The organism is Sulfitobacter sp. M05 (assembly GCF_029285175.1).
GTDB lineage: Bacteria > Pseudomonadota > Alphaproteobacteria > Rhodobacterales > Rhodobacteraceae > Sulfitobacter.
Genome location: NZ_JABEDH010000008.1, coordinates 94309 through 120100, shown reverse-complemented (window position 1 = coordinate 120100; position 25792 = coordinate 94309). Strand labels below are relative to the sequence as shown.

Annotated in this window: 24 protein-coding genes; 6 read left to right on the top strand and 18 right to left on the bottom strand. The window is 55.9% G+C overall.

Annotated elements, in window-relative coordinates:
• Window positions 1-5 precede the first annotated feature (5 nt).
• From HKX44_RS19315 to HKX44_RS19240, 16 genes are all read right to left on the bottom strand, one after another.
• A complete protein-coding gene (locus HKX44_RS19315; protein WP_276152916.1) occupies window positions 6-1961 on the bottom strand; it encodes an acetoacetate--CoA ligase in 1956 nt (651 codons plus the stop codon).
• Window positions 1958-3163, bottom strand: coding sequence for a serine hydrolase domain-containing protein (locus HKX44_RS19310; RefSeq protein WP_276152915.1), 1206 nt, complete (start codon window positions 3161-3163; stop codon window positions 1958-1960). The genes HKX44_RS19315 and HKX44_RS19310 overlap by 4 nt, the downstream gene beginning before the upstream one ends.
• A 23-nt stretch (window positions 3164-3186) precedes the next feature.
• Window positions 3187-3870: an ABC transporter ATP-binding protein gene (locus HKX44_RS19305; RefSeq protein WP_346348193.1), complete on the bottom strand. Its 684-nt coding sequence runs from the start codon at window positions 3868-3870 to the stop codon at window positions 3187-3189.
• A 14-nt stretch (window positions 3871-3884) separates the two neighbouring features.
• Complete coding sequence (locus HKX44_RS19300) at window positions 3885-4646, bottom strand: ABC transporter ATP-binding protein (protein ID WP_276152913.1); 762 nt, start codon at window positions 4644-4646, stop codon at window positions 3885-3887.
• Window positions 4643-5941 carry a branched-chain amino acid ABC transporter permease gene (locus tag HKX44_RS19295; RefSeq protein ID WP_276152912.1) on the bottom strand — a complete coding sequence of 433 codons (1299 nt, stop codon included), beginning with the start codon at window positions 5939-5941 and terminating at the stop codon, window positions 4643-4645. Before HKX44_RS19295 ends, HKX44_RS19300 begins: the two co-directional genes overlap by 4 nt.
• Window positions 5938-6894 (bottom strand): branched-chain amino acid ABC transporter permease, encoded by a 957-nt coding sequence (locus HKX44_RS19290; protein WP_276152911.1) that lies wholly within the window; start codon window positions 6892-6894, stop codon window positions 5938-5940. Before HKX44_RS19290 ends, HKX44_RS19295 begins: the two co-directional genes overlap by 4 nt.
• Before the next feature lie 82 nt (window positions 6895-6976).
• Complete coding sequence (locus HKX44_RS19285) at window positions 6977-8221, bottom strand: branched-chain amino acid ABC transporter substrate-binding protein (RefSeq protein WP_276152910.1); 1245 nt, start codon at window positions 8219-8221, stop codon at window positions 6977-6979.
• Window positions 8222-8590: 369 nt separating this feature from the next.
• Complete coding sequence (locus HKX44_RS19280) at window positions 8591-9403, bottom strand: IclR family transcriptional regulator (protein WP_276152909.1); 813 nt, start codon at window positions 9401-9403, stop codon at window positions 8591-8593.
• A gap of 7 nt (window positions 9404-9410) precedes the next feature.
• Window positions 9411-10442, bottom strand: a complete 1032-nt coding sequence (locus HKX44_RS19275; protein WP_276152908.1) for a phosphotransferase family protein — start codon at window positions 10440-10442, stop codon at window positions 9411-9413.
• Window positions 10443-10451: 9 nt separating this feature from the next.
• A complete protein-coding gene (locus HKX44_RS19270; protein ID WP_276152907.1) occupies window positions 10452-11102 on the bottom strand; it encodes a histidine phosphatase family protein in 651 nt (216 codons plus the stop codon).
• Complete coding sequence (locus tag HKX44_RS19265; RefSeq protein WP_276152906.1) at window positions 11099-12091, bottom strand: nitronate monooxygenase family protein; 993 nt, start codon at window positions 12089-12091, stop codon at window positions 11099-11101. The genes HKX44_RS19270 and HKX44_RS19265 overlap by 4 nt, the downstream gene beginning before the upstream one ends.
• 74 nt (window positions 12092-12165) lie before the next feature.
• A complete protein-coding gene (locus HKX44_RS19260; RefSeq protein WP_276152905.1) occupies window positions 12166-13362 on the bottom strand; it encodes an acetyl-CoA C-acyltransferase in 1197 nt (398 codons plus the stop codon).
• Between the two features lie 22 nt (window positions 13363-13384).
• The gene (locus HKX44_RS19255) at window positions 13385-14311 is read right to left on the bottom strand and encodes an SDR family NAD(P)-dependent oxidoreductase (RefSeq protein ID WP_276152904.1); all 927 of its coding nucleotides are present in this window, start codon (window positions 14309-14311) and stop codon (window positions 13385-13387) included.
• Entirely contained in the window at window positions 14311-15132 is an 822-nt protein-coding gene (locus tag HKX44_RS19250) for an SDR family NAD(P)-dependent oxidoreductase (protein WP_276152903.1), read from the bottom strand. Before HKX44_RS19250 ends, HKX44_RS19255 begins: the two co-directional genes overlap by 1 nt.
• Window position 15133: 1 nt before the next feature.
• Window positions 15134-16249 (bottom strand): acyl-CoA dehydrogenase family protein, encoded by a 1116-nt coding sequence (locus tag HKX44_RS19245; RefSeq protein WP_276152902.1) that lies wholly within the window; start codon window positions 16247-16249, stop codon window positions 15134-15136.
• Window positions 16246-17412 (bottom strand): acyl-CoA dehydrogenase family protein, encoded by a 1167-nt coding sequence (locus tag HKX44_RS19240; RefSeq protein ID WP_276152901.1) that lies wholly within the window; start codon window positions 17410-17412, stop codon window positions 16246-16248. The genes HKX44_RS19245 and HKX44_RS19240 overlap by 4 nt, the downstream gene beginning before the upstream one ends.
• Window positions 17413-17549: 137 nt before the next feature.
• Here HKX44_RS19240 and HKX44_RS19235 point away from each other — a divergent pair, with 137 nt between their 5' ends.
• Window positions 17550-18548, top strand: coding sequence for an NADPH:quinone oxidoreductase family protein (locus tag HKX44_RS19235; RefSeq protein ID WP_276152900.1), 999 nt, complete (start codon window positions 17550-17552; stop codon window positions 18546-18548).
• 9 nt (window positions 18549-18557) lie between these two features.
• On the opposite strand, the gene HKX44_RS19230 is transcribed toward HKX44_RS19235, so the two are convergent.
• Window positions 18558-19214 carry a histidine phosphatase family protein gene (locus HKX44_RS19230; RefSeq protein ID WP_276152899.1) on the bottom strand — a complete coding sequence of 219 codons (657 nt, stop codon included), beginning with the start codon at window positions 19212-19214 and terminating at the stop codon, window positions 18558-18560.
• 40 nt (window positions 19215-19254) lie between these two features.
• Between HKX44_RS19230 and HKX44_RS19225 the strand changes: the two genes are divergently transcribed.
• Entirely contained in the window at window positions 19255-20259 is a 1005-nt protein-coding gene (locus tag HKX44_RS19225; protein WP_276152898.1) for an NADP-dependent oxidoreductase, read from the top strand.
• Between the two features lie 11 nt (window positions 20260-20270).
• The gene (locus HKX44_RS19220; RefSeq protein WP_276152897.1) at window positions 20271-20741 is read left to right on the top strand and encodes a MaoC family dehydratase; all 471 of its coding nucleotides are present in this window, start codon (window positions 20271-20273) and stop codon (window positions 20739-20741) included.
• A gap of 57 nt (window positions 20742-20798) precedes the next feature.
• On the opposite strand, the gene HKX44_RS19215 is transcribed toward HKX44_RS19220, so the two are convergent.
• Window positions 20799-21989, bottom strand: a complete 1191-nt coding sequence (locus HKX44_RS19215) for a replication initiation protein (RefSeq protein WP_276152896.1) — start codon at window positions 21987-21989, stop codon at window positions 20799-20801.
• 508 nt (window positions 21990-22497) lie between these two features.
• On the opposite strand from HKX44_RS19215, the gene HKX44_RS19210 reads away from it, so the two are divergent.
• From HKX44_RS19210 to HKX44_RS19200, 3 genes are all read left to right on the top strand, one after another.
• Window positions 22498-23901: an AAA family ATPase gene (locus HKX44_RS19210; protein WP_276152895.1), complete on the top strand. Its 1404-nt coding sequence runs from the start codon at window positions 22498-22500 to the stop codon at window positions 23899-23901.
• Window positions 23885-24967, top strand: a complete 1083-nt coding sequence (locus tag HKX44_RS19205) for a ParB N-terminal domain-containing protein (protein WP_276152894.1) — start codon at window positions 23885-23887, stop codon at window positions 24965-24967. The genes HKX44_RS19210 and HKX44_RS19205 overlap by 17 nt, the downstream gene beginning before the upstream one ends.
• Window positions 24968-25065: 98 nt before the next feature.
• On the top strand, window positions 25066-25740 hold the full coding sequence (locus tag HKX44_RS19200) for a nitroreductase (RefSeq protein ID WP_276152893.1): 675 nt from the start codon (window positions 25066-25068) through the stop codon (window positions 25738-25740).
• Window positions 25741-25792: the final 52 nt, after the last annotated feature.

Sequence of the window (25792 nt, the reverse complement as noted above, 5' to 3'; positions counted from 1 at the left end):
TACTTTCAGGCGCTCGCCCGGGCACCGGCATAGGCGATAAAGAAATCAAAACTGTCCGGATTTGCCATGCTGTCACGGTTCACAACCCTTGCCGGATCTCCGCCAAGCAACAGCTTTTTAACCGGAACTTCAAGCTTCTTGCCCGACAGGGTGCGTGGCACCTCGTTGATCTGGATAATTTCGTTAGGAATAAACCGGGCGGAAACCTGAGCGCGAATTGCTGCGTTGATCTGATCCTTACCGGCATCATCCAACGTCACACCTTCGGCGGTCACCACAAACAGCGGCATAAAGCTTTCGCGCCCTAAGAATTCCAAATCAACAACCAGCGAGTCCATCACCCAATCAAGCCCTTCAACCGCCTGATAAATCTCGGCACTGCCCATCCTTAGGCCCTTGCGGTTGATCGTGGCGTCGGACCGCCCATAGATCACGCTCGCACCGGTCTCATCAATCGCAATCCAGTCGCCATGTCGCCAGACACCCGGGTAATCCTCGAAATAACTCTCACGCAAGCGGCTGCCGTCGGTATCGCCCCAAAAGTAAAGCGGCATGGATGGCAGCGGTTCGGTGCAAACCAGTTCACCCACTTCGCCGGTCAGCTCTGTGCCAAGGGCATCAAACGCCCGTACTGCATTGCCAAGGGCACGGCATTGCATCTCGCCTGCGACAACCGGCATCCCCGGATGGCCCAACACAAATGCACCAGCAAGATCGGTACCGCCGGAAATCGGAGCAAGCCATTGATCCGCCTTCACATCGCGGTAAATCCAGTCATAGGTGTCTCCGGACAGTGGTGAACCGGTCGAACCAAGCGAGCGTATCGCTGACAGGTCGACATCTGTGCGCGGCGTCAGTCCGGCCTTCATACAGCTACTGAAATAGGCCGCGCCTGCACCAAAATACGTTAGTTTCTCATCCGCAATAAAGCGCCAGATCACCCCCATATCGGGGTGGTTGGGTGCGCCGTCATACATTGCCACACAAGCACCTTGCCCCAGTGCCATCCATTGGGAATTCCACATGATCCATCCCGAGGACGTCAACCAGCAATAGCGGTCGCTTGCCGTCACATCATGGTGCAGCGATTGCTTGGCCGACTCCAGAATAATGCCGCCATGCCCGTGGACAATCGGTTTCGGATTGCCGGTGGTGCCAGAGGAATAGACGATCCACAAAGGATGTTCGAAGGCGACCTGCGCCGGTTCAAGACTGGCCTTGTCTTTGGTCAGGTCGCGCCAATCCACATGCCCATCAGGCACCGCCCCAACCACTGGAAGGGTTACGAACTGGGCGACACTGGGCAGGCCGGCATTGATTTTTGCCAATACGTCGCGCCGATCCACCATTTTGCCGCCATGCACATACCCATCCTGCGCAATCAGCACCTTGGGCGCGATTTGTTTGAACCGGTCAAGGATCGCAACATATCCCATGTCAGGGGCGCAAAGCGACCATACCGCGCCAATGCTTGCCGTTGCCAACAGGGCAATCAAGGCCGTTTCGGTATTGGGCAGGATCGCAACAACACGGTCACCTTCGACCACGCCCATGGCACGCAGATGTTTGGCGACTGATGCGACCTGTTCGTGCAACTGCCCCCATGTCATCTCTGAGCGGCCAAAGGTTTCGGATTGTACAACCACCGCCGGCTTGTCCTCGCGCCCAGCAGCGTGTTTGAGAATATTCTCGGCGTAGTTCAGGCACCCGCCTGTACCCCACTCCATCTCCGGCATCTGGCGCTTGACCAGCAATTTTTCTGGCCGCACCGAGGCCCGCAGGTCAAAGAAATCCCAGATCGCATTCCAGAACCCCTCAAGATCATCAACCGACCAACGCCACATCTCGTTGTAATCGGCAAATTCCAGCCCGCGGGTTTCACCGACAAACTGTTCAAATTTCGCCATGCTGGACGCATCCGCGCGTTCAGGGGTCGGGGTCCATAGAACCTTACCGGTCATTTCAATGCTCCGTGTACCAGTGCCTTGAGCTGCGAACGTGACGGGTACGAGCTGCTGGGCGCAAGTTGTGTGAAAAATAGGACAGACAGATCGTACACCGGATCCACCCAAAAGAAGGTCGACGCCATGCCGCCCCATGAGAAATCCCCGACAGAACCGGGCACCCGCGCTCGCGCGGGTTCAAGAACAACTGCCCCGCCAATGCCGAACCCCATTCCGTCCATCGGTTGTTCGGCAAAACTGGCGGGACCCATCGACGCGATATCTCCTGCCAGATGATTGCGCATCATAAAGGAAAGAGTCCGCGGCGATATCAACTCTTTGCCGCCAGTACGCAACATTTCGGCAAATTTGAGGTAATCACAAATTGTGCCAACCAGACCACCGCCACCTGACTGCATATTGGTCGTATGATAGGCCGACCCATCCGCATGATCGGTCCGGCGCAGGCTTTCGCCGCCCTTGGACTTGGCATTCAGATCAAAGGCTTCGCCGGCCAAAGGTGTGTAGAGGGATGCAAACCTGTCACCCACGCCGGACGGCACCCGAAAGCGGGTTTCGTTCATGCCCAGCGGATCAAATATCTCCTTTTCAAGAAACTCTGCAAGGCTTTGACCGCTGATCACTTCAATCACACGTCCGATGATGTCGATCCCCACCGAATATTCCCAGCGTGTGCCCGGGCGGAAAGCAAGAGGCAAGCGGGCCAGTTCTTTGGCGGTATCCGCCAAGGTCCGCGCACCGGGGGCAAAATCAAGCTTGCCGTCCTGCATCGCCTTTGGGACTGGCCCGGGGTTGAATGAGTAACTCAGCCCGGAGGTGTGGACCAGCAGCTGGTGCAGCGTGGGCGCAGCACAGGGTTCCGTCTGCGACAGATCCGAAGCGTCCGGCACCAGACAAGTGGCATCTGCAAATTCAGGGATAAAATCGGACACCGGCGCATCCAGATGCACCTGCCCCCGCTCGACCAGCAACATCAGCGCCAGCGATGTCACGGGCTTGGTCATCGAAAAGATGCGGGCAACCGTGTCGCGCTGCCACGGCAAACCGGACGCAACATCCCGCGCGCCCGCCTGTGCATAATAAACTTCGGTACCGCCCTGCGCGATCAGAACCGAACACCCCGGATATTGCTTGCGGTCGACATATCCCTGCATCCAATCCGAAATGCGGTCGAGCCGCGCAATATCAAAACGCGCCATCGCGGCTCTCCCATTTTGACCGGTCAAACTTCCAGCCATTCCTTGCGTACATCTTCACGGTCTTTCAATTCCGCTGGTGTGCCTTCGAAAACGATCTGACCGTGCCCCATGACATAAACACGGTCGGCAATGTCCATAGCAATTGACAGTTTCTGTTCCACCAGCAAGGTCGAGATGCCGCGTTCGGCAATCGCCTTAAGCACCTCAGCGACTTTCTGAACCATTTGCGGAGAAAGCCCTTCTGTCGGCTCGTCAATCATGACGAAATCGGGGTCCCCCATCAGGGTCCGACACATGGTCAACATCTGTTGTTCACCGCCCGACAAAACCGATGCTTCAACATCTGCGCGCCGGTCAAGATTCTCGAACATATCAAACATCATCTGCATGGACCAACGGCCCGCGCCGTCTTTCTGGCCGGGTTTAAGGCCCAATGTAAGGTTCTGTCGGGTGGTGAGACCGGGAAAGATGTCACGGTTCTCCGGCACATAGCCGATGCCCATATTCGCAATTTCAAAGGCTTTCTTGCCTGCGATTTCCTGTCCCTTGAACTTGACCGATCCCTGCGGTGGCACCTCGCCGATGATGGCCTTGCAGGTGGTCGAACGCCCAACACCGTTGCGCCCCAACAGCGCGACGATTTCGCCTTCCTGCACGTTCATGCTGACGCCTTGCAGGATGTGCGATTTGCCATAATAAGCGTGCATGTCTGTGACTTCGATCAATGTTCTTCCTCCAGCGCTGCGCCCAGATAAGCTTCTTGCACCTTGGGGTCTGCACGCACCAATTCAGGCGTGTTGGTTGCAATAATCTCGCCGTAGACCAGAACCGAAATGCGGTCAGCGAGGCCGAAAACCACACCCATATCATGCTCTACCATAAGCAAAGTCTTGCCCTCGGTGACCTTCATAATCAACTCGGTGATATAGTCGGTTTCCGAATGGCTCATCCCGGCAGTGGGTTCGTCCAGCATGATCACATCGGCCCCGCCGGCAATCGTGATACCGATTTCAAGGGCGCGTTGTTCTGCATAAGATAGGGTGCCTGCAGGCAGGTTGCGCCGCTCAAGCAGATTAATCTGGTCAAGAATGGCATCCGCCCCTTCCGTCAGGCTGCGGCTGTTGTTCACCAGATTCCAGAAGGAATATTTATACCCCTGCGCCCATAGCAATGCACAACGTACATTCTCGAATACCGACATGGCCGGAAAGATGTTGGTGATCTGGAACGACCGCGATAACCCTTTGCGATTGATCTGGTACGGTTCCAGACCTGCAAGGTCTTCGCCGTGCAGCTTTACGGTGCCGGATGTTGGTGGAAACCGCGCCGTGATCAAATTGAACAGGGTCGATTTGCCGGCACCATTTGGCCCGATGATGGCATGGCGTTCTGCCTTGCCAATCGACAGATCAATACCCCGAATGATCTCGGCCTTGCCAAAGCTCTTTTTAAGCCCGTTCAGCTCAAGTGCGGGAACGCTCATGATGCACCTCCTGCGGTGTTCGCTTCATCCCATGCTTCCTTCAGGCTTGGGGCGGTGGCGCGTGCGATGCCAATACCAACCAAGGCAATTGCTCCTGCAATGACCCATGGTAGGACCGTATGACTGTCGAAGGTGGTCCAGAACAACGTCATCTCGACATCACCAGTGGCACCGTGACGGTAATGAAAGACCATTTCGATCAATGCGCAAATGCCCAGAATGCCAATTGCCGCCGGAACAAGGGTTTTGATGTAAGGCACCACAAGCCCCCTTGCCTTACCCAACCGGTAGGCCGGCACATGCATCATGATCAGTCCGGCAAGCCCGCCGGGGAAGAACATGACCGTGGCCAGAAACAACGCCCCGACATAGATCGCCCACAGCTCTGTCTGGAGGCTGAGAACGGTCTGCAAAAGCGTGAACACAATTGCGCCGATGATCGGGCCAAAGAAGAACCCAACCCCACCAAGGAAGGTCACCAAGAGGATCACACCAGAGGAAGCAGCATTCAGGTTCTCTTCGGTCAGAATTTCATAGCTGATGGCAAACAGGCCACCCGCGATGCCGCAGAAAAAGCCGGAGGCGCAGAAGCTGTAGAACCGGACCCAACGGGCAGAGTAACCAAGGAACTGCGCACGCTCCGGGTTGTCGCGTACCGCATTTGCCATACGACCAACGGGGGTGCGCGAAAACAGGTACATCAAAAGCGCCGACAGGATCAGCCAGAACGAGATCAGGTAATAAACTTCGATCTGTTTCAGGAACTCGATGCCAAAGAACGGCAGGCCATAGGTACGGTCACCCGAAATGCCCTCTTCGCCCCCAAAAAACGCCACGATAATCACCGAACAGGCAGCAATCAATTCGCCAACCCCGAGGGAAATCATCGCAAACCGCGTGCCTGCGCCAGAGGTTGAGAAGGACCCGATAATCATTGCAAAACCCATGCCGAACACACCTCCGAACAAGGGCAACAGCGGCAAAGGCAGCGCGAGGCCAAAGTCTTCGACATAGTTCATGATGTGCATACAGAAGAATCCGCCAAGGCCCATGTAAACCGCATGGCCAAAGGACAGCATCCCGCCCTGCCCCAACAACATGTTATAGGCCAGCGCAAAGATCACCGTGATCCACATTTGGTTCATGATCGTCAGCGCGGAATTCGACTGAAAGATGAGCGGCATAATCATCAATGCAATTGCAGCAATGATCCACGGCGCAACTGTCAGGGTCAATGAACCGGCCCGCATCCGCTGAGCGGGCTTACCGGGGTCTGTTGTGATCTGATCGGTCATGTTTCACGCTTTCCGAAAAGGCCTGCAGGGCGGAAGATCAGGATCAGCACCATCAGGATATAGGGTAGGATGTCTGCAATCTGCGGGCTGGTCACCGTCCAGAGATCTCGCAGCGGGTTCTCACTCATGTTTTCCGGTGTGGCAAAGCCAAGACCGTTCAGGATGTCAGACATGGCGATGTTATAGGATTTGGCAAAGGTGGTGATCCAACCGATCAGAAGGGATGCGACCAAAGCCCCCCAAAGACTGCCCAAACCGCCAATCACGATGGTGACAAATACAATCGAGCCCAGCACGAAGGCCATCCCAGGGAAAGTGCCCAGCACCGGCCCGGCAATTACGCCGGCCACTCCCGCCAGAGCAGTACCGACACCAAACACACCCATGAAGATTAACGGCACATTGTGGCCCAATGCCTCAACCGTACGCGGATAGCTCAGTGCGGCCTGAATGATCATACCGACCCGCGTTTTGGTCAGAACAAACAACAATCCGATAAAGATGCTGATAGAGATAAAGATCATGAAAATCTTAAACGCTGGGATCGAATTACCGGCAATTGAAAAGGCCGTGAAATCAAGAACCTCAGGCACAGAATAGGGCATCTGGTTTTTGCCCCAGATGAATTGAACAAGCTCTTCGATCAATAGCGCCAGCCCGAATGTAAAGATAAGTTCGGGGACATGCCCGTATTGGTGAACCCGTCTTAGGCCATATCGCTCGATACCGGCACCCAATACACCAACAATTAAAGGTGCAAATAGCAACCCGGCCCAGAACCCCAATGCGAGGCTAATCTGATAGGCAAAATAGGCTCCCAGCATATAGAAGCTGGCATGGGCGAAATTGAGAACGCCCATCATTGAGAAAATAAGCGTCAAGCCGGCCGAAAGCATAAACAATAGCAATCCGGTCACCAGCCCGTCGATCAAGTTGACGAGGATGAGTTCCATCGGTCCCCCCACAGGGTAGTCATGTGATTAGAAAGGAAACGCCCGACCCGCGATTGCCGCAGGTCGGGCAGAAAAGAGCCTGTTACGGGCGCTTCATTTCGCAGGTGCTGGCGATATCCATCGAGGCCATTTTGACCGTCGATTCAACCACAACGCCATAGTCGGAATTGTCATAGGTAAAGGTCACACCCTCATTTGTGTGTGCTTGAATATGCATGTCCTGGATCAGCTGGTGGTCATTCGGACGCATGAAAAGCTTGCCGCCCCAAATGGTATCGTATTCCATACCTTCCAGTGCAGTCGCAACTGCAACCATATCATCTGCGGTGCCGGCTTTTTCAATCGCCGCGGCCAGCATGCCAATGGTGTTGGAAATCCGGCTTTGGTCAACGTTGCCGTCAGGATACTTTTCCTTGAACGCCGTATAGAACGCCGCGGCCTCGTCGGATGGAGGTGGGTTAATCTGGCCTTCACCAATCAAACGGATCACACCCTTGCCGCTTTCGCCAAATGCACCGGTGATGCCAGAGCCCGCAGCGTAGTATGTGTAAATCGGGCCATCAAATCCGTTGTCGATGATCGACTTGCCCAGACCCAACATGTCCGCGCCCCAGTTCCCTGTGATGACCGCATCCGCACCGGATGCCACGATCTTACGGGCGTAGGGCGTGAAATCCTTCACTTTGCCAATTGGATGCAATTCGTTACCAACAATTTCGATATCAGGACGTTTTTCGGTAAGGTTTGCTACCGCAGATGCAGCAACCGCCTTACCAAAGGAATAGTCCTGTCCGATGATATAGACTTTTTTCAGGTCCTCTTTCTGGGCCATGACGTCGGTCAATGCATCCATTTTAATGTCTGCATTCGCATCGAAACGGAAATGCCAGAAATTACATTTGTCATTGGTCAGTGCCGGATCAACGGCGGCATAATTCAAGAAAAGAACACGGCTTTCAGGATTACGCTTGTTATGCTTGTTAATCGCTTCGGTCAGCGCGTTCGCAACACCTGAGGAGTTCCCCTGAACAATAAAACGGACACCTTGGTCAATTGCAACTTGCAACTGGATCAGAGACTCTTTCGGGCTGATCTTGTTGTCAAAGCCGATCACCTCAAACTTCTGACCATCCAATACACCGCCTTTAGCGTTCACCATATAGTCCGCCGAAAACTCGAACTGGTGCAGGCCATTTGTGCCGGTACTGGCGAAGGGCCCGGACAACGGATCAATGAATGCGATTTTAATATTCTCCGCAAAAGCCGCAGACGCGCCAATGATCAGCGAAAGCGCGGAAACCACGCCTAATTTTGATAGATTTTTCATGTGTTCCTCCCAAGGAATTTCTGCGCCCCAATTGTTATTTTTAGGGTCTCGTTAGATACAGAAAGAGTTGCATACCCCCTGTCAAAGTCAAGAGGACAGGTGATCTGTGCCACTGCGTAATTTTGCAAATGATCGGCGTAAAACCTGTTCCGATTTTTCAAAACTCACAAAGGTTTCAACATGAGAGATTTGCCCAACATACTGAAATATAAAAGAATAGAGTTGGGATACTGCTGATACGTGTCACGAACCTGCATCGCATAAGTCGCCAAACTGCGCATCATCCGGCACCGGATGAACCCCCGAAAAATCAGACCATTCCCATGGGATTCGACCTCCTTAACTCACGGCCAATTCCACTCTGCGAAACTACTCTTCCAGGGTCTCGTCACTGTGCCGAATACTCAGCGTCTCGCCGGCTTTTTTCAGTAACGGCGCATATACATTTTCAAGCTGTTTCGGCTTTACGTGAAATGATGGACCGCCAACATTCAGCCCATAAACACGCGCGCCGCCAAGAGAAAAAACCGGCACAGCGATGCCGTTCACATCCGACCGCCAAGTGCCGTATCCGGTGCAAAATCCGTTGATCTCGTAAAAGGCTTTTGCTTCGGCAAAACGGGCCCGACCGTCTGCCTCGCGCTGACTGCTTTCACGCCCGGCAATTTGAAAAACCTTTTCGCGCGCGTCATCCTGCATTCCCACCAGAATGGCCTGCCCGATCCCAGAATCAAACAGCGGCAGGCGTGTACCTACCCGGATCGAAAGCGCCACCCCTTCCAGAGAATTGCAGGTCACCAGATAGATCACATCCAGTTGGTGCTGTTCGCCAAGCGCCACCGTGATGTAACTATTGGGCCCATCGCGCAGCCGGCGCATCTCGTATTTCGCGCGCTCACCCACATCAATGGCGGAAAGCACACTGAATCCCAGATGCAAGACGCCGGCACTTAGGCGGTAGGTGCCGGCCCGCGTGTCCGCGGCAAGGTAATCCAACGCGCAAAGCGTATGAGTCAGGCGGAAAATCGTGGCCTTGGGCAAGCCTGTGCGTTCCGAGAAATCAGAGTTGCTGAGAGAGACTTCTCCAGGGCGGAAGCATCGCAGCAATTCAAGACCCCGCGCCAAGGCGGTGACGAAATTGCGGTCTTTCGAGTCTTCCACGCCTGTCTGAAGGCCGTCCATCACATCTCTATCCCCGTTTCAGCGCATCCAACCCGTGCCGGGCAAAGACCGGCACAAATGCCCCGACCTTCATCGCGCGTTCAGGGTTGGAAGCGTTTCCGTCCAGCGCCCGTTTCAGCACACCCTGGATGATCCCCGCCATGCGGAAAAAGCAAAAACCCAGATAGTAGCCAAAGTTGTCGATACCCTTCAACCCACGGCGTTTGCAATAGGCAGCAATAAACTCTTCGTCCGTGGGCAAACCAAGTGCGCCACGATCAAGCCCCCCCATGCCACGCCCCTCTGCCCCTGCGGGCAACTGCCATTGCATGATCACAGCCGCCAGATCAGCAAAAGGATGTCCGATCGTGGACAGCTCCCAATCCAGCACAGCCCGGCAATCGGTGGTTTTGGCATCAAAGATCATATTGTCGAGCCGGTAGTCACCATGCACCAATGTGCGCTGACCGTCATCCTCCGGGCGGGCTTCGACCAACAGGTTCATCAGCTCGTCCATCGCAGGAATACTCTGGGTTTCCGAGGCCTTGTATTGTTTGCTCCAGCGTGCGACCTGCCGTTCGAAATAATTCCCTTCCGGGCCGTAATCATTCAGGCCAACCGCACCGATATCGACCTGATGCAAGGCGGCCAGCACGCGGTTCATCTCATCAGTGATGCCACTGCGATCTGCCGGCGACAGATCCGGCATTGCAGGTTCGTTGAAATTGCGCCCCGGCACATGGTCCATGATATAAAACATAGAACCGATCACAGAGTCATCTTCGCACAGCAAATGCATCCTGCTGACGGGTACGTCAGAGCCTTCCAGCGCCTTTTGCACCCGAAACTCGCGATCCACCGCATGGGCAGATTTCAGCAACACCCCCGGCGGCTTGCGCCGCAGCACATAGTTCTTTTCCGGCGTTCCCAACATAAAGGTCGGGTTGCTTTGCCCACCCTGAAACTTGGTCACCGTCATCGGACCCGCAAATCCGGGCAGGTGATCCTTGAGGTATCCGGCAACTGCCGCCTCGTCCAATGTCTGTGTATCTGCGCTCATGGTTTTCCCTCAGCTATAGCTTAGCAGCTCCGCGCCCGAAGGCGTCATAAAATGCGGTGTCGCGTTGAATTCATGCAAACCAAACCGGCCACCCGAAAACATAAAACGCGTCATGGCCGTGTTCTTAACCTGTAAATTCAATTCCATCATGTGCCGCTTATCCGCCCCAAGCGCCATTGCGGTCATTTGACCAATGACACCACCCGAAGAGACCACCAACACACGTTTGGCTTTGGTGTCACAGGCAAAACGCCGGGCCGCATCCACCCGCATGATGAACTCTGCATAGGTTTCTGACGCGCCGTCGAATGCCGCGTCCTGCCATTCGAAAACGGTTTCGCGCAGGGCCCGGAAATGTGTCTTGCGGTCGCCTTTGACCAGTTCCGGCACATCCCCTTTGAAACGAGCCTGCAACAGATCCCCGAAATCATACTCATTGAAACCGGCATGTTCCTCGGGCGCTTGGGTGAACCCCATAGACGACATCGTATCACGCTGCCGTTTCAAGGTGCCTGTCACCAAGCGGTCCGGCACCCAGCCGACCTGTCGCAGCAGGGCACCAACCGCTTGGGATTGGGCGTGCCCCAGATCGGACAGAACGTCGTAATTGTCCTGTCCAAACGAGGCTTGCCCGTGGCGAATAACCAGAAGTTCGCTCATGAAAACTCTGCGGCCAGTTTCTTGCCCGCCGCAAAATACTCATCCGCCATCCGGTCCACTATCTTTTGCGCGGGACCAACTGATTTGACCGCGCCGATGCCCTGGCCTGATCCCCAAATGGTCTTCCACGCTTTTGGTTTTTCGCGATCACTGCCAAAGTTCATCGACGATGCATCCGCTTGCGGCAGGTTATCGGGATCCATACCCGCAGCTTCAACCGACCCCTTAAGATAGTTCCCCCATACGCCGGTAAACAGCGAAGAATAGACAATATCTTCGGCACCAGAATCGACAATCATGTCCTTGTAACCCTGATCCGCATTCGCCTCGTCTGTGGCGATAAACGGCGATCCGGTATACCCAAGGTCGGCCCCCATCGCGCGCGCACCAAGCAGGGATTCACCCGTTGCAATTGACCCGGAAAGCGCCAGCGGCCCGTCAAACCACTCGCGGATTTCACGCACCAGAGCAAAGGGCGATTGTTGCCCGGCATGACCGCCGGCACCAGCGGCAACAGCAACCAGCCCGTCTGCCCCTTTTTCAATCGCTTTCTTGGCAAACCGGTTGTTGATGATGTCGTGCATGACAATCCCACCGCAGGAATGCGCCGCCTCGTTCACTTCGACCCGCGCGCCAAGGGACGTGATCCAGATCGGCACCTCGTGTTTCACACAAATCTCCAGATCCCGTTCAAGTCGTTCATTCGAACGATGCACAATCTGGTTCACCGCATAGGGCGCGGCAGGGGTGTCGGGGTTGGCCTGATTGTGGCGGTCCAGCTCCTCGCGGATTTCGGTCAACCATGTGTCAAGCAGCGGATGTTCACCGGCACCTTCCCGTGCATTCAATGCCGGAAACGACCCGACGATCCCCGCCTTACACTGTGCAATCACCAGCTTTGGCACAGAAATGATAAACAACGGCGAAGCGATCAAAGGAATGCGCAGGCCTTGCAGCGCCTTGGGAAGGTGGGAATCGTTGCGGGCCATAGAGCCTCCAGATTGGATCATGTTGATGGTAAGGGGGCGGCTAAAACCGCCCCGTTTGTTGGCAAATTGCACGGTTACAGAACTTCGAAAAGACCGGCAGCCCCCATGCCGCCGCCAACACACATGGTGCAGACAACATATTTCGCGCCGCGGCGTTTGCCTTCGATCAAGGCATGACCAACCATGCGCGCGCCAGACATCCCATAAGGGTGGCCAATAGAGATTGCACCGCCGTTGACGTTCAACAATTCATCCGGAATGCCCAGAACATCACGCGACTGGATTACCTGAACGGCAAAGGCTTCGTTCAGTTCCCACAGACCGATATCATCCATCGTCAACCCATGCGCCTTAAGCAAAGCGGGCACCGCATAGATCGGGCCAATCCCCATCTCGTCTGGTTCACACCCTGCGGCCATCACACCAACGTAACGGCCCAGCGGCTGCAACCCTGCCTTTTCTGCCGCTTTTGCTTCCATAACAACGGATGCGGACGCGCCATCGCTCAATTGCGATGCGTTACCGGCAGTGATGAATTTACCTTCTTTAATATGGATTCCGTCTTTGTGAACAGGTTTCAGCCCCGCAAGATCCTTAGCAAGAGTGCCGGGGCGGTTGCCCTCGTCTTTTTCCAGCGTGACCTCGTGGCTGGAAATCTCTTTTGTCTCGCGGTCCTGAACCATCATCTTTGAGGGCAATGGCACAATCTCGTCATCGAACTTGCCCGCTTGCTGTGCCAGATGCGTACGCTCCTGCGAGCGGGCGGCATATTCATCCTGGCTGTCGCGGCTGACGTTATAACGTGCGGCAACGGTCTCTGCTGTTTCCAGCATCGACATGTAAATCTCAGGCTTATGCTCCATCAGCCATTTGTCGGCCTTCACGCGCATCTCTGGTGTTTGCACCATGGAAATGCTTTCGACACCACCGCCGACAACAACATCCATACCGTCCATGACAACCTGCTTGGCCGCTGTCGCAATTGCCATCATGCCTGACGCGCATTGGCGGTCCATCGACATCCCGGCCACGCTGACCGGAAGCCCTGCGCGCACTGCCGCCTGCCGGGCAATGTTGCCCGCAGAATGGCCCTGCTGCAACGCCGCCCCTAACAAGACATCCTGTACCGCGGCCGGGTCAACGCCGGCCCGCTCAACCGCATGGGCAATTGCATGGCCTGCCAGCTCCTGCGGCGTGGTGTTGTTAAACGCACCCCGATAGGCTTTGCCGATCGGGGTGCGTGCTGTTGAAACGATTACTGCATCACGCATGTGATTTCTCCTTGAATGTCGTTTACCAATCCAGCTTCAGGCCGCGTGCCTTGGCTGCATTGAGAGCGTATTTTTTGGTTTGGCTGAAAGCGTCCGGCAAATCCTGTTGATCTGCTGGGTCAGTCATTTCTTCAAATTTTGCGGCCACCGCTTCGGGTGTGTTTTCATCGTCCAGCAAAGTGATGCCTTGTGTCTCATAGACCCGCGTCTGAGCAAAACTGCCCGCGCCGGCCCCCATGATGAACCGGCTCGGCGCATCTTCACTCACCAGATACAACAATCCCGGTGTGATGGTTTCAGGGGCCAGCAACGCCGCCGCTTCGGCAGGCAACAACTCTTCGGTCATCCGTGTCGCTGCAGTGGGGGCAAGGGTATTGACCCGAATATTGTCACGCGCACCTTCCATATGCAGAACATTCATCAATCCCATCATCGCCGCTTTGGCGGCACCGTAATTGGATTGACCAAAGTTGCCATAAAGCCCAGATCCTGAGGCCGTGAAGACAATACGCCCGTATTTTTGTTCCCGCATGATCGGCCAGCAGGCGTGCGCCACATTCGCCGATCCGATCAGATGCACATCCACAACTTTGCGGAAATCAGACATCTCCATTTTGGCAAATGTCCGGTCGCGCAGGATGCCGGCGTTATTTACCGCAATATCAACGCGGCCCCAGGCTTCCATCGCCTGTGCCACCATATCCTGAACGCCGGCTTCATCCGAGACATCGCACCCGTGCGCCATGGCCTCGCCGCCCATCGCCCTGATCTCGGCGACGACAGCCTCTGCCGCTTCAGACGATGTGCCGGTTCCGTCGCGGGCCACACCCAAATCGTTCACCACAACTTTGGCCCCGCGCCGGGCAAGACCAAGAGCGTGTGACCGCCCCAGCCCCGTGCCCGCGCCAGTGACAATTGCCACGCGACCCTCAAATCTGATCTCGGCCATCAGTGCAGCGCCTGTTCAAAAATGTTCGGGCCAGACATCACATTGATGCCGCCACTTACCGGAAGGATGGCCCCCGTTACATAGGCCCCGCCCCGTCCACACAGGAACAGCATACAGCCCGCAATATCCTCATCACGACCAACCCGGCCAACGGGCACGTCTTTGCCCACCTTCTCACGGGTATCTTCATCATGGGTCGCAAAGGCGGTCATCTTGGACACAAATGGCCCCGGTGCCAGCGCATTCACCGTGATATGCTTGCCGGCGAGTTCTTTACCCAGAATCCGCGTCATGTGATGCACGGCGGCTTTGGACATGGAATAAGAATAGGCCCCGTCGCCCATTTCCCGCTCGCCCATGACAGAACCGACGTTAACCACCCGCGCCGGATCATCGACGCTGGCACCCGCCATCAGCATCGGCAACAGCTTTTGCGTTAGATCGAACATGCCGGCGACATTGACGTTCATTACCTTTTCCCAGGCCTGATGCGGGAACTGCCCCAGTGGGGCACCCCAGGTGATCCCGGCGTTATTCATCAGGATATCAAGCTTGTCGGTACGCGCTTTCACCGCAGCAACCAGCGCGTCGACACCGGCTTCGCTGCCGACATCGCCCGCAAAACCGATGGCCTTGCCGGATGCGCCCAATGCGTTCAGCTCTGCCGCGACTGCTTCGCAGGCATCGCCTTTTCGGCTGGCCATCAAGACAGTAGCCCCCGCACGTACCAGCCCCTCGCAGGCCATGCGGCCGATGCCGGTTGCGCCACCAGTGACCAAAGCCACTTTGCCCTCCAAACCGAACAGTGATTGAATATCCATCTTAAAACCCTCTCGCTGCTGCGACTTTTTCGGCATGGTAGGAGTAATCCCCCAGCCATTCGGCACCCACACGGGCGCGTTTCATGTAAAAACCCATATCGAAGGCATCGGTCATGCCGATACCGCCATGCATCTGAACACCTTCGATCACGGCCAGCTTGGCGGTGTCTGTCGCGCGGGCTTTGGCCAGCGAAACAGCCAAACCGGCGTTTTCGGGATCGTCGTCAAGCTTACGACCTGCATTCAGGATTGCCGATGCCGTCACCTCGATCTCACACCAAAGATGGGCAGCGCGGTGTTGCAATGCCTGAAAGCGGCCAATTTCAATGCCGAATTGTTTGCGCTCTTTCAGGTACTCAACGGTCATGCCGAATGCTCCTGCCGACAGGCCAGACATCTCTGCGGCCAAAGCCGCCTGCCCTGCCTGCAACGCCGGTTTCAAAACATCCATTGCATTATCAACCGCCCCCAGAACATCGCCTCCGGTGGCTTCGACATTGTCAAAATTGATCCGCGCCACGTCGCGGGCATCAATCATATTCGACGCATTGCGTTCGATCCCGGCGCGATCTGCCGGAATATCAAACAAGGTCAGACCATTCTCGGTTCTGGCCAGCACCAGCAAACGATCGGCAAGCGCCCCGTCTACCACAAACTGCTTCTTCCCATTCAGACGGAAACCGTTGCCGTCGGCCTTGGCCTCCATGGCCGTGCCTTCGGGGTCGAACTTAACTCCTTCGTCCACGGCCAAAGCATAGGTCATGTCACCTGCCGCGATCTTAGCCAATGCGTCTCTGGCACGCGTGTCAGAGACATGTTTCAACGCCGTTGCCGCAATCACCGCAGAAGACAGGAACGGCGATACGGCCAACGTCTTACCCATTTCACGCGCAATGATATTGGCCGCGGCGAACCCCATGTCTGAACCACCTGCATCCTCGGGCACCAGCACACCGGCCCATCCCATATCCGCCATTTCTTTCCACAAGGCCCGGTCAAAGGTCTCGCCCGCATCGCGCATCTGGCGGAATTTGGAGACCGGCGCCGCGCCATCCAGAAACCCACGCGCCATATCGGCCAACATAGTTTCTTCTTCGCTCATCACTAGCTTGCTCATGCCGGCAACCCCAATACACGCCTAGATACAATCGACAGCATCACTTCGGATGTGCCCCCTTCAATCGAATTCGCCTTGGTGCGCAGCCAGTCGCCCGCGCGGTTGCCCAAAGGTCCGTCCCACTCAAGCGCATCAGAACCGCCGGCAGACATCATCAGCTCGTGACGTTGCTTGTTCAATTCGGTGCCCATGTATTTCAGCATCGCCGATGCATCACCCGCGCCTTGCCCCGCTTCTGACTGGTCCTTGTAACGTTCCAGCGTAAGGCCAATGGCCAGCGCGTCAATCTCACAGCGCATCGCATCCGCCCGCAACGTGACGTCCATCTCTTCGACTGTATCGGCAATCACCGCACCCAATGCGCGCCCCCCGCCCGACAATCCGGCACCCCCGCCCGAAATCATCTCGCGCTCGTGGGTCAACAGATATTTGGCAACATCCCAACCACGATTCTCTGTCCCGACAATCTGTTCCTTGGGAATTTTCGCATCGGTAAAGAATGTTTCGCAAAACGGCGAGATGCCCGAGATCATCTTGATCGGGCGTGTCTCAACACCTTCCTGTTCCATGTCACACAACAGGAACGAAATGCCTTTGTGCTTGGGCGCGTCCTTGTCTGTCCGGACCAAAGCAAAAATCCAATCGGCCCGATCAGCATAGGAGGTCCAGATTTTCTGCCCGTTGACCAACCAATGGTCGCCCTTGTCCTCACCCTTGGTCTGGACGTTCGCAAGATCAGAGCCCGCGCCTGGCTCTGAATACCCCTGACACCACCGAATTTCCCCCCGCGCAATTGGCGGAAGATAGTGCAGCTTTTGCGCGTGCGAGCCAAAGTGCAACAAGGCCGGTCCCAGCATCCAGATACCAAAACTCTGCAATGGAGAGCGCGCGTTGATCGCCTCCATCTCTTCGTGAAACACCTTTTCCTGTTCCCGCGTCAGGCCCGCACCGCCATATTCAACAGGCCAAGTCGGCACAGTATATCCTTTGGCGGCGCAACGCTCCAACCACAGCTTTTGCGCCTCGGAGGTAAAGACCCAATTCTTGCCCCCCCAGCAAATACTATCTTCCGTCATGCCGCCGTCGCGCATCTCCTGCGGACAGTTCTCCTCCAACCACGCACGCAGCTCGGCGCGGAATTCATCTCTTGAATTCACAGTCATTCTCAAATTCCTCCCTAAAGACGTCACGTCAGTTTGCGGACATCCATTCCGCTGTGCAGAATGGCGACCCGAATTGCGATTGACAAGTCACGACGCCACGTCCCACTTTCAGCGCAAAGCAAATGGGGGAGAAGACGATGAAAGCAATGCTGAGCAAGGAAGTTGGCGGGCCGGAAACACTGGTGCTGGAAAACATGACCACACCTGAACCCGGCAAAAAGCAGGTGCGTATCAAGGTGAAAGCCGCAGGCGTGAACTTTCCGGATACACTAATCATCCGTGACATGTATCAGATGAAGCCGCCCCGCCCTTTCGCCCCCGGCGGTGAAATCGCCGGCGAGATCGAGGCCGTCGGAGAGAGTGTAAAACACCTTGCCGTTGGTGATCGTGTGCTTGCCATGACAGGCTTTGGCGGCTTTGCAACAGAGGTTGTTGCCGATGCCGAACGTGTCATCAAAATTCCCGACAACATGCCCTATGACGAGGCCTCCTGCTTTGTTCTGACCTATGGCACCTCGCATCATGCGCTGAAGGACCGGGCCGAAATCAAGGAAGGTGAATCCCTTCTGATCCTCGGTGCCGCTGGTGGTGTTGGCGTTGCAGCCATCGAATTGGGCAAAGCCGCTGGCGCGCGTGTTATTGCCGCGGTTTCATCGAAGGAAAAAGCGCAATTTTGCCGGGACCTTGGGGCGGACGAAACCATCATCTATTCCCGCGACATGTCAGACCGCGCCACGAAAAAGGAGTTCTCCAACCAAATCAAAAAACTGGCCGGCGGCGACGGCGTTGACGTTGTTTATGATGCCGTTGGCGGGGATTATGCAGAACCCGCAGTGCGCGCTTTGGCATGGAAAGGCCGCTACCTTGTGGTGGGGTTTCCGGCGGGCATTCCACAAATCCCACTGAACCTGACATTGCTGAAAGGCTGTCAGATCGTTGGGGTTTTCTGGGGCGCACATACCATGCGCGAACCGCAGAACCACATCGAAAACATGGGCGATCTGTTCCGTCTTTATGGAGAGGGCAAGATCAAGCCGCGCATCTCTGCCAGCTATCCACTGGCGCAGGCCGGGGATGCACTGACCCTGCTGTCAGACCGAAAGGTACTGGGCAAGGTCGTGGTCACAATGGAATAGATCCGGGCTTTAGCTCCTTAAATGCGACACATCATTAAAACCACGCAGGGTCATCTCTTCGCCGCGGATCACAAGGCGACTGATCGATCCGTTGTCCGCGCCGTTGAAAGCAAAGGCAGGGGATCCGGTTGCGATGGACAAGGCAGCGGCGATGACACCGCCATGCACGACAACCGCAACCAACTCGTCCGGGTGGGCCTGCGCAATCCGCAACAACCCCGCCCGCACCCGCGTTTGCAGTTGCGCGGTGGTTTCCGCACCGGGCAGCTCACCCCATTCCTGACGCGCGCGCGCCCGCAGGATGGCAGGATCGTTGTCCGCCGCCCGAAACCGGAATTCGCCGCCATCCCAATCCCCAAGGAAGACCTCCCGCAGGTCACGCTCGACCTTCGGTACGATACCCAAATGCCGCGCCAGGGGGGCCGCCGTTTGATGAGTGCGCTGCATGGTTGTGACGAAAACAGCCGAGATAGGCTCTGTTTTCAACCTTTCGCCAACCGCGGCGGCCTGCGCCTCTCCTTCAGGGCGCAGCGCCGGATCGCCCTGCCCTTCGATCATCGGAAAGCTCTCGCCGCGCACCGCCGCTTGCGTTTCGCCGTGCCGTATCAACAACAAATCCGCCGCACCTTTGGCAGGTCTAAACCTGTGCTGCCGTGCCTCTTTCATCTTTCACCTCTTTCTGTTTCATCACAATAGGACACATCCCATGCAAAACCGCCAGATCACCGTCGCTGAACTTCCCACTGATGCCCTATCACAGGACCATTTCGCCTTGGTAGAGAATGAAATGCCCGTCGCGGGGGACGGCGAAGTCCTGTTGCGCGTCATATTGATGTCAATCGATGCTGCAAACCGGTCCTGGATGAAGGGCGCGACCTATCGCGCCGCAGTTCAGGCCGGCGACCCTATGCCAACCTACGCCGTCTGCGAAGTTATGGAATCCAACAGTCCGCGACTGGCCATCGGAGATATTGTCGCCGCCGAAGCAACATGGTCGGACTACATCACAGCCAACGCCCGCAAAGTACAGAAACTGCCCAAGGTAGAGACTCTTTCGCACCTTATGTCGGTCTACGGTATCGCGGGGAAAACAGCCTATCACGGGTTGCTTTCGATCGGGAACCCCGTGGCAGGTGAAACGGTTCTGGTCTCAGCTGCGGCGGGATCCGTTGGCGGCTACGTAGGCCAGATCGCCAAGGCGCTTGGCTGTCGCGTTGTTGGCATCGCTGGCGGGGCGGAGAAATGCAAATGGGTCGAGAATGAACTCGGCTTTGACGCCTGTATTGATTACCGCGAAGCTGGCCTAAGCAAAAAACTGGCCGCCGCCTGCCCTAATGGCGTCGATGTCTATTTCGACAATGTCGGCGGGAAAATTCTGGAATCTTCTTTGAATTTCATGAATGAAAAAGGCCGGGTGATCTGCTGCGGTGCAATCAGCCAGTATGACACCGACGCCCCAAGCGGCCCGCGCAACCTGCCAGGTGTGATCGTGGTTAAGCGCCTCAAGATGGAAGGTTTTATCGTGATGGATTTTGCGCATAACGATGAAAAATGCATCCGTGCGATGCAGCATTGGGTTGGCACTGGCCAGATCAAGGTAACAGAAGACATCGTTGACGGGCTGGAAAATGCCCCGCAGGCGTTGATCGGTCTGCTTGCCGGCGAAAACAAAGGCAAGCGCATGGTGCGCGTTGCCGCAGACCCGTCATAAGGAGGCCGCAGATGTCCTCCTTGCAAACTGCCCTTTCCGAAGCGGAAAAACAAATTGGGACCGAAGTTGGCGTTTCGAACTGGATTACCGTTGATCAACCGATGATCGACCAGTTTGCGCAAACCACTCAGGATACGCAGTGGATTCATACGGATCCAGAACGCGCGGCCGCTGAAACCCCTTTCGGGGGCACCATTGCCCACGGGTTCCTGACGTTGTCACTTGCCAGCCGCTTTGCCTATGATTGTTTTGCGATGTTGCCCGGTCAGGTCATGGGCATCAACTATGGTATGAACAAAATACGATTTCTGATGCCAGTCCGTGCCGGTAGCCGGTTGCGGGGCCGATTTACCCTGAAAGAGGTCAAGGCTCGCAGCAAGACCGATCTCTTGCGGACCAATATCCTGACCATCGAAATCGAAGGGGAGGAGACCCCCGCCGTAGTGGCCGAATGGCTGGGCCTTGCGGTGTTCAAAGACTAATGCGACCATCCCGTCAGTAATGACTGTGCTGGCGGGATGTCTATCGACTGCCGACAATCAAGACGGGCTGTCAAAGCTGTCCGGCACCATTTCCTGCCAGAATGCCTTGATAGAGACTGTATTCAGCGCCGACATCCAACCATGCCGTTCAAAATCGGCAAGGGCATCAGCCGAGTCAATTTTTGACATGAACAACCGTCTGTCCGCATCCCGTTGGGTTGGTGTGCGCGACGCAACCAGATCACGAATACGTTCCAGATCCTTCGCGCGTGACGTCGAGACCGCGGCGGGCCTTGCCTCTGCGCTGAACCCGTCCCGGAGGGCGGCAGAAAGATATCCCACAGGGTTCTTCACATTGCGCTGTTGGCTCACATAGGCGATTTTCTCGGCGATATGGTCTTCGCCATGCTGTGCGATCCACTGGCGGGCCAATCGGTCGCTTACCCCCAGCGCCTGCAATCGGGCATATACATCCGACCGGCGTACACCGGTTCCGTCATCCAGATCGAGAATCGCCAGCTGTGGGTTCTCGCTGATCTTGAAACGGATATCGGTCACCGCCCTGCCCCGTTTGCGGATCTCGGGTGTGACGACGATATTCGACGTCTTGTTCACTTCGGCAACTGCGGTTTTGATAATCTTGGCGTTCAGATGTTTGTAGATCGCGTAATATTCGCTGTCCTCGACTCCCATCAACCGACGGAACAAATCAAGAGACCACCAGCCGGTACTGCCGGTGCGGATAAACCGGTAGCAGTTCTCATAAAGCGCCAAAGCATGGCCCGAGGTGAAACGGCGCTGAATATTCAAATTGATCAGCGCAAATACCGCCGGATCGTTCAGCTTTGCCGCCAGCGCCGGCGAATAGGCATATTCGCAGACCCCGCCCTTAAGGCGTGCGTAGCTTAGCAAACTGGAAACACCCCATTCCTGTTGCCCCTGATCATCCAGCATGTCCCATTCGGCAACAGTCTCTGCAAGGCCACGCAGGCTCGCTTTGAGGGTGTCCATGTCGTTGGAGTTATAACCAATCATCAAGCACAGGGTGCGGGCGTCGATCATATGAACCTGACCGGTTGTCAGCGTGTCATAGGCGTTCAACAAAAGAACATTGCTCAGCTTGCGCTGCAACAGCGTCAGCTTGCCGGACACATGAATCGCTGCCACGTGCTTTTTAACCGACCCACGCCGCAAGGCACCCGTTAACCGGTCTTTTGGAATATCTTCACTCTTGTTTTGCCTGCTCATCGTCCTGCCCGCCGAAGTTTTCTTCGATCATGCCGCATCATGGGCCAAAAGGAACCTGCTGGCAAGGAAAAGACAGGTGCCCTAGATAGGGAGCAGCCAGGGCGGCGAATTCAAGCTAAAGGTACCAATCTACAGGATAGGCATTTCACTCAAATCGAACAACAGGGTCTAACAGGGCTCAAAAAGTCTCTAATTCGACCGGTCCTGCATCATGGTCCCCCTTATACCGCGAATCGGGGCGCTTCCTCCCGTATCCGGGTCCCTTAAAAACTGTAAAGCGGCACCCTTGCTACCGTAACTAGGCGCCCAAACACCTATAACCAACTGAAAATAAATAGATTATATTCAACAAACATCATAAAGATACTGAAAGATACTACATAGTTTGTTGTTTGATTTATTATGCTTATGAATTTGCCGACAGTCCTTCCAAGGAATTCCCAATCGGCCTAGAGTGTGCGATAAACTCGCGAATACGCGTGAAAACAGCGCACATACCAGAGGACATATGGCCTTAACACCCAAAGCACCCCCGCCCCCCTATTTCAACATTGATCCGGCCAAGGCTGCGAGCCGCCTTGGTGAGCCTATTGATACTGCACGATTCGCAAAAGCCGCGGCCTTTGCTGCAAAGGGGCGCGATGATCTGGCCAAGCGCGGATATGCGCCTGACGGAAAAAAACGGCTGCGCCGGTTCTCCACATGGGAAATCTGCCGCTATCTGATCGACGTCGCGCCAGCCCATTTGCGTCGCGTTCTCAAGGCAAACCCTGATTTGCCACAAGGTACTGGTGAGGCAGGAAGCAAGTGGTTCACGCTTGAAGAGGTGCTGACGCTGCGCGAACATTTTGCCACCGAAGGTGCCTCGAACAAACAGTATAAATCCTGGCGTCCCGAGGGGCTGCCGGCCAAGATTGTATCGGTTGCGAATTTCAAAGGCGGTGTTGGCAAAACCTCAACCTGTGCGCATCTCGCGATGTCTGCGGCGCTGGACGGTTATCGCGTGTTGGTCATTGATCTGGATTCCCAGGGGTCGCTGACATCAATCATGGGAGGGGATGTCCCCGATGAATGGTCGACGGCTTTCCCCCTGATTGCCAAGGATTTCGCACGTCACTTGCAGGCGGAGAACACGGTGCGCCGCGCCAAAGGGACGCCGGAGTTGCCGTTTGACGAAACTCTGACAGAGAGCCTTGAGGTTTCGCCGCGAAACCTCATCCAGGAAACTCATTGGCCAAACATTGATCTGATTGGTGCGCAGCTGAATTTGTATTGGGCTGAGTTTCAGGTGCCGGTGTGGCGGATGCAGGTGCGCAGTTGGCCGCTTTGGGACGCATTGACCAACGCATTGGAAAGCGAAGGTATTCTTGATGATTATGACATCATTCTGCTCGATACGCCCCCTGCCCTTGGGTATCTGACAATCAACGCATTGGCCGCGGCGGATATTCTGTTGGTGCCACTTGGTGCGTCCTTTCTTGAGTTTGACTCGACGGGCCGGTTCTTTGACATGCTCTATTCCACCTTCGCCAGCATTGAAGAGGGCGAAAACCGGATTAGGCGGCAGGAGGGGCTGTCGGAGATGAAGTTTGAATGGGACGCGGTGCGGGCCCTGATCACCCGGTTTGACGCAAGCCAGCAAACCGACCTTGCGAATGTCATTCAGGCCTATTTCGGTGACTTCATGACCACCTATCGGCAGGAGGTCACAGCCATGGTCGGGCAGGCGGGTGAACAGGTAAACGGCATCTACGAAGCCGATTATCGGGAGTTCAATAGGGACACATATGTACGTGGTCGGGAAGCATTCGATCGGACATGGGCAGAGGTCAAGGAAGTGCTGCTGGGGACGTGGTGGCGCGACCTTCAGGAGTTGAACGAGCAGGAGGGCAACGATGGCCAAGCGACGTAAACTAGAGGCCCCCTCGGCGGATGCCTTGGGTCGGATCGAAGAGGAGTTTCGCCGCGAAACCCCTGCCCATCCAATTTCCGCGCCCATTGCGCAGGTCGCCGCCGATACGGCTGGCGCGCTTCAGGCCGGCACACCGGAAATGCGCCGAGACGAGGCGGAAGCCGCCGCCTATCGCGATGCCGAAGGTCAGGGGCGGCTGATCAAGGAAATCCCGCTGGCAGAAATCGAAGCCATGTCGATGCAGCGGGATCGCACCGTGATGGACGCTGAATCACTGGATGAGTTGCAGCATTCGATCGCGGCCCATGGGCTCCGTTTGCCGGTCGAGGTCTACGTCTTAACCAACGCGGCAGGCGGCAAACGTTATGGCCTTTTGTCAGGCTATCGGCGGTTGATTGCCCAACAGAACCTGTTGGCCCGCACCGGAGAAGATCGGTTTTCGCGGATCAAGGCGGTTGTGCGTGATCCGGATCAGATTGGCGGCGCCTTTGTTGCCATGGTCGAGGAAAACGAAATCCGGCAGGACCTCAGCCATTATGAACGCGGCCGCATTGCCGTTATCGCCACACAGCAAGGGGCGTTCCCCACAACAGAGGCCGCTGTCGCAGAGATGTTTGCGGCAGCTTCCAAAGCCAAACGCAGCAAGATCAGATCTTTTGCGATGATCTTCGAAGCTTTGGGCGATGTCCTTCAGTTTCCCGAAAGCTTGCGTGAGAAGGATGGGCTGAGGCTGGCGCAGGGGGTGCGAACCGGGGCTGAAACCCGGTTGCGCGAGGTTCTGGGTGCAGCGCAGGTTACGGATCCGAAATCTGAATTGACCTTGATCGAAAGTGTTCTGGCCGAACAATCATCCACCGGGGACGCCCCGAGCCGTGGCGGGCGGCCCCGTGCTGCAACGCCAAAGACCGGCTGGAGTGGCGACACATTGCGTACATCAACCGGTGTGACCATGCAGGCGGAAAATTCAGATGATGGGTTTGTGATCAGATTCAGGGGTAAGGGTCTGTCACAAGAGATGGCAAAAGCCCTGATGCTGGACCTTCAGGCCAAGCTGGAGAAAGGGTAGGGGGCGTTCTTCGTGACGATACGTCACTTACAAGGCCGCCGGATGGTTCTTGATCTGATCGGGGGCTAGCATACTTCCGATAACAGGGAGGAACGACAATGCAATTAGATCAGGCCATGATGGAGCGCCGGTCAATCCGGGGGTTTCAAGACAAGAAGGTCCCACGCGCCCTGCTGGAGGAAATTATCGCGCTGGCCAACCGCGCGCCCTCTTCGATGAACACGCAGCCGTGGCATCTGCATGTCCTGACCGGCGAGCCGCTTGAGAAAATCCGCGAGGGGAATTCGACCCGCATGATGCAAGGTGTCCCGCCGGTCAGAGAGATTGTCGATCATGGGGCCTACGAAGGGCCACACCGGGACCGGCAGGTTGGAATCGCCAAGCAGTTGTTTGCCGCCATGGGTATCGCCCGCGATGACAAGGCGATGCGCCAGGATTGGGTGATGCGCGGCTTTCGTCAGTTTGATGCGCCGGTGTCGATTGTCGTGACTTTTGACAAATCCCTTGAGGGGGGCACGATTGCGCATTTCGATCTGGGTGCGGTGACCTATGGTTTGGTTCTGGCCGCTTGGTCGCGTGGGCTGGGCGCGGTGATCAACGGGCAGGGGATCATGCAATCGCCCGTCGTTCGTGAACATGCACAAATCCCAGACGATCAGGTGATCATGACCTGTGTTGCACTGGGGTGGCCAAACGAAGATTTTGCGGCGAATGATGTGGTTTCAATACGTCGTGAAGTTGACGAAATGGCCCGGTTCGTCGGATTTGATTGACGTTAAGCACTTGATTAAATTCAATAAAGTGAAACCCCTTGGTAATCCATTT

Bases quoted from the DNA above. Each gene is read 5' to 3' on its own strand.
- HKX44_RS19315 (WP_276152916.1), bottom strand. From the start codon at position 1,961: ATGACCGGTAAGGTTCTATGGACCCCGACCCCTGAACGCGCGGATGCG.
- HKX44_RS19310 (WP_276152915.1), bottom strand. From the start codon at position 3,163: ATGGCGCGTTTTGATATTGCGCGGCTCGACCGCATTTCGGATTGGATG.
- HKX44_RS19305 (WP_346348193.1), bottom strand. From the start codon at position 3,870: ATGCACGCTTATTATGGCAAATCGCACATCCTGCAAGGCGTCAGCATG.
- HKX44_RS19300 (WP_276152913.1), bottom strand. From the start codon at position 4,646: ATGAGCGTTCCCGCACTTGAGCTGAACGGGCTTAAAAAGAGCTTTGGC.
- HKX44_RS19295 (WP_276152912.1), bottom strand. From the start codon at position 5,941: ATGACCGATCAGATCACAACAGACCCCGGTAAGCCCGCTCAGCGGATG.
- HKX44_RS19290 (WP_276152911.1), bottom strand. From the start codon at position 6,894: ATGGAACTCATCCTCGTCAACTTGATCGACGGGCTGGTGACCGGATTG.
- HKX44_RS19285 (WP_276152910.1), bottom strand. From the start codon at position 8,221: ATGAAAAATCTATCAAAATTAGGCGTGGTTTCCGCGCTTTCGCTGATC.
- HKX44_RS19280 (WP_276152909.1), bottom strand. From the start codon at position 9,403: ATGGACGGCCTTCAGACAGGCGTGGAAGACTCGAAAGACCGCAATTTC.
- HKX44_RS19275 (WP_276152908.1), bottom strand. From the start codon at position 10,442: ATGAGCGCAGATACACAGACATTGGACGAGGCGGCAGTTGCCGGATAC.
- HKX44_RS19270 (WP_276152907.1), bottom strand. From the start codon at position 11,102: ATGAGCGAACTTCTGGTTATTCGCCACGGGCAAGCCTCGTTTGGACAG.
- HKX44_RS19265 (WP_276152906.1), bottom strand. From the start codon at position 12,091: ATGGCCCGCAACGATTCCCACCTTCCCAAGGCGCTGCAAGGCCTGCGC.
- HKX44_RS19260 (WP_276152905.1), bottom strand. From the start codon at position 13,362: ATGCGTGATGCAGTAATCGTTTCAACAGCACGCACCCCGATCGGCAAA.
- HKX44_RS19255 (WP_276152904.1), bottom strand. From the start codon at position 14,311: ATGGCCGAGATCAGATTTGAGGGTCGCGTGGCAATTGTCACTGGCGCG.
- HKX44_RS19250 (WP_276152903.1), bottom strand. From the start codon at position 15,132: ATGGATATTCAATCACTGTTCGGTTTGGAGGGCAAAGTGGCTTTGGTC.
- HKX44_RS19245 (WP_276152902.1), bottom strand. From the start codon at position 16,249: ATGAGCAAGCTAGTGATGAGCGAAGAAGAAACTATGTTGGCCGATATG.
- HKX44_RS19240 (WP_276152901.1), bottom strand. From the start codon at position 17,412: ATGACTGTGAATTCAAGAGATGAATTCCGCGCCGAGCTGCGTGCGTGG.
- HKX44_RS19235 (WP_276152900.1), top strand. From the start codon at position 17,550: ATGAAAGCAATGCTGAGCAAGGAAGTTGGCGGGCCGGAAACACTGGTG.
- HKX44_RS19230 (WP_276152899.1), bottom strand. From the start codon at position 19,214: ATGAAAGAGGCACGGCAGCACAGGTTTAGACCTGCCAAAGGTGCGGCG.
- HKX44_RS19225 (WP_276152898.1), top strand. From the start codon at position 19,255: ATGCAAAACCGCCAGATCACCGTCGCTGAACTTCCCACTGATGCCCTA.
- HKX44_RS19220 (WP_276152897.1), top strand. From the start codon at position 20,271: ATGTCCTCCTTGCAAACTGCCCTTTCCGAAGCGGAAAAACAAATTGGG.
- HKX44_RS19215 (WP_276152896.1), bottom strand. From the start codon at position 21,989: ATGAGCAGGCAAAACAAGAGTGAAGATATTCCAAAAGACCGGTTAACG.
- HKX44_RS19210 (WP_276152895.1), top strand. From the start codon at position 22,498: ATGGCCTTAACACCCAAAGCACCCCCGCCCCCCTATTTCAACATTGAT.
- HKX44_RS19205 (WP_276152894.1), top strand. From the start codon at position 23,885: ATGGCCAAGCGACGTAAACTAGAGGCCCCCTCGGCGGATGCCTTGGGT.
- HKX44_RS19200 (WP_276152893.1), top strand. From the start codon at position 25,066: ATGCAATTAGATCAGGCCATGATGGAGCGCCGGTCAATCCGGGGGTTT.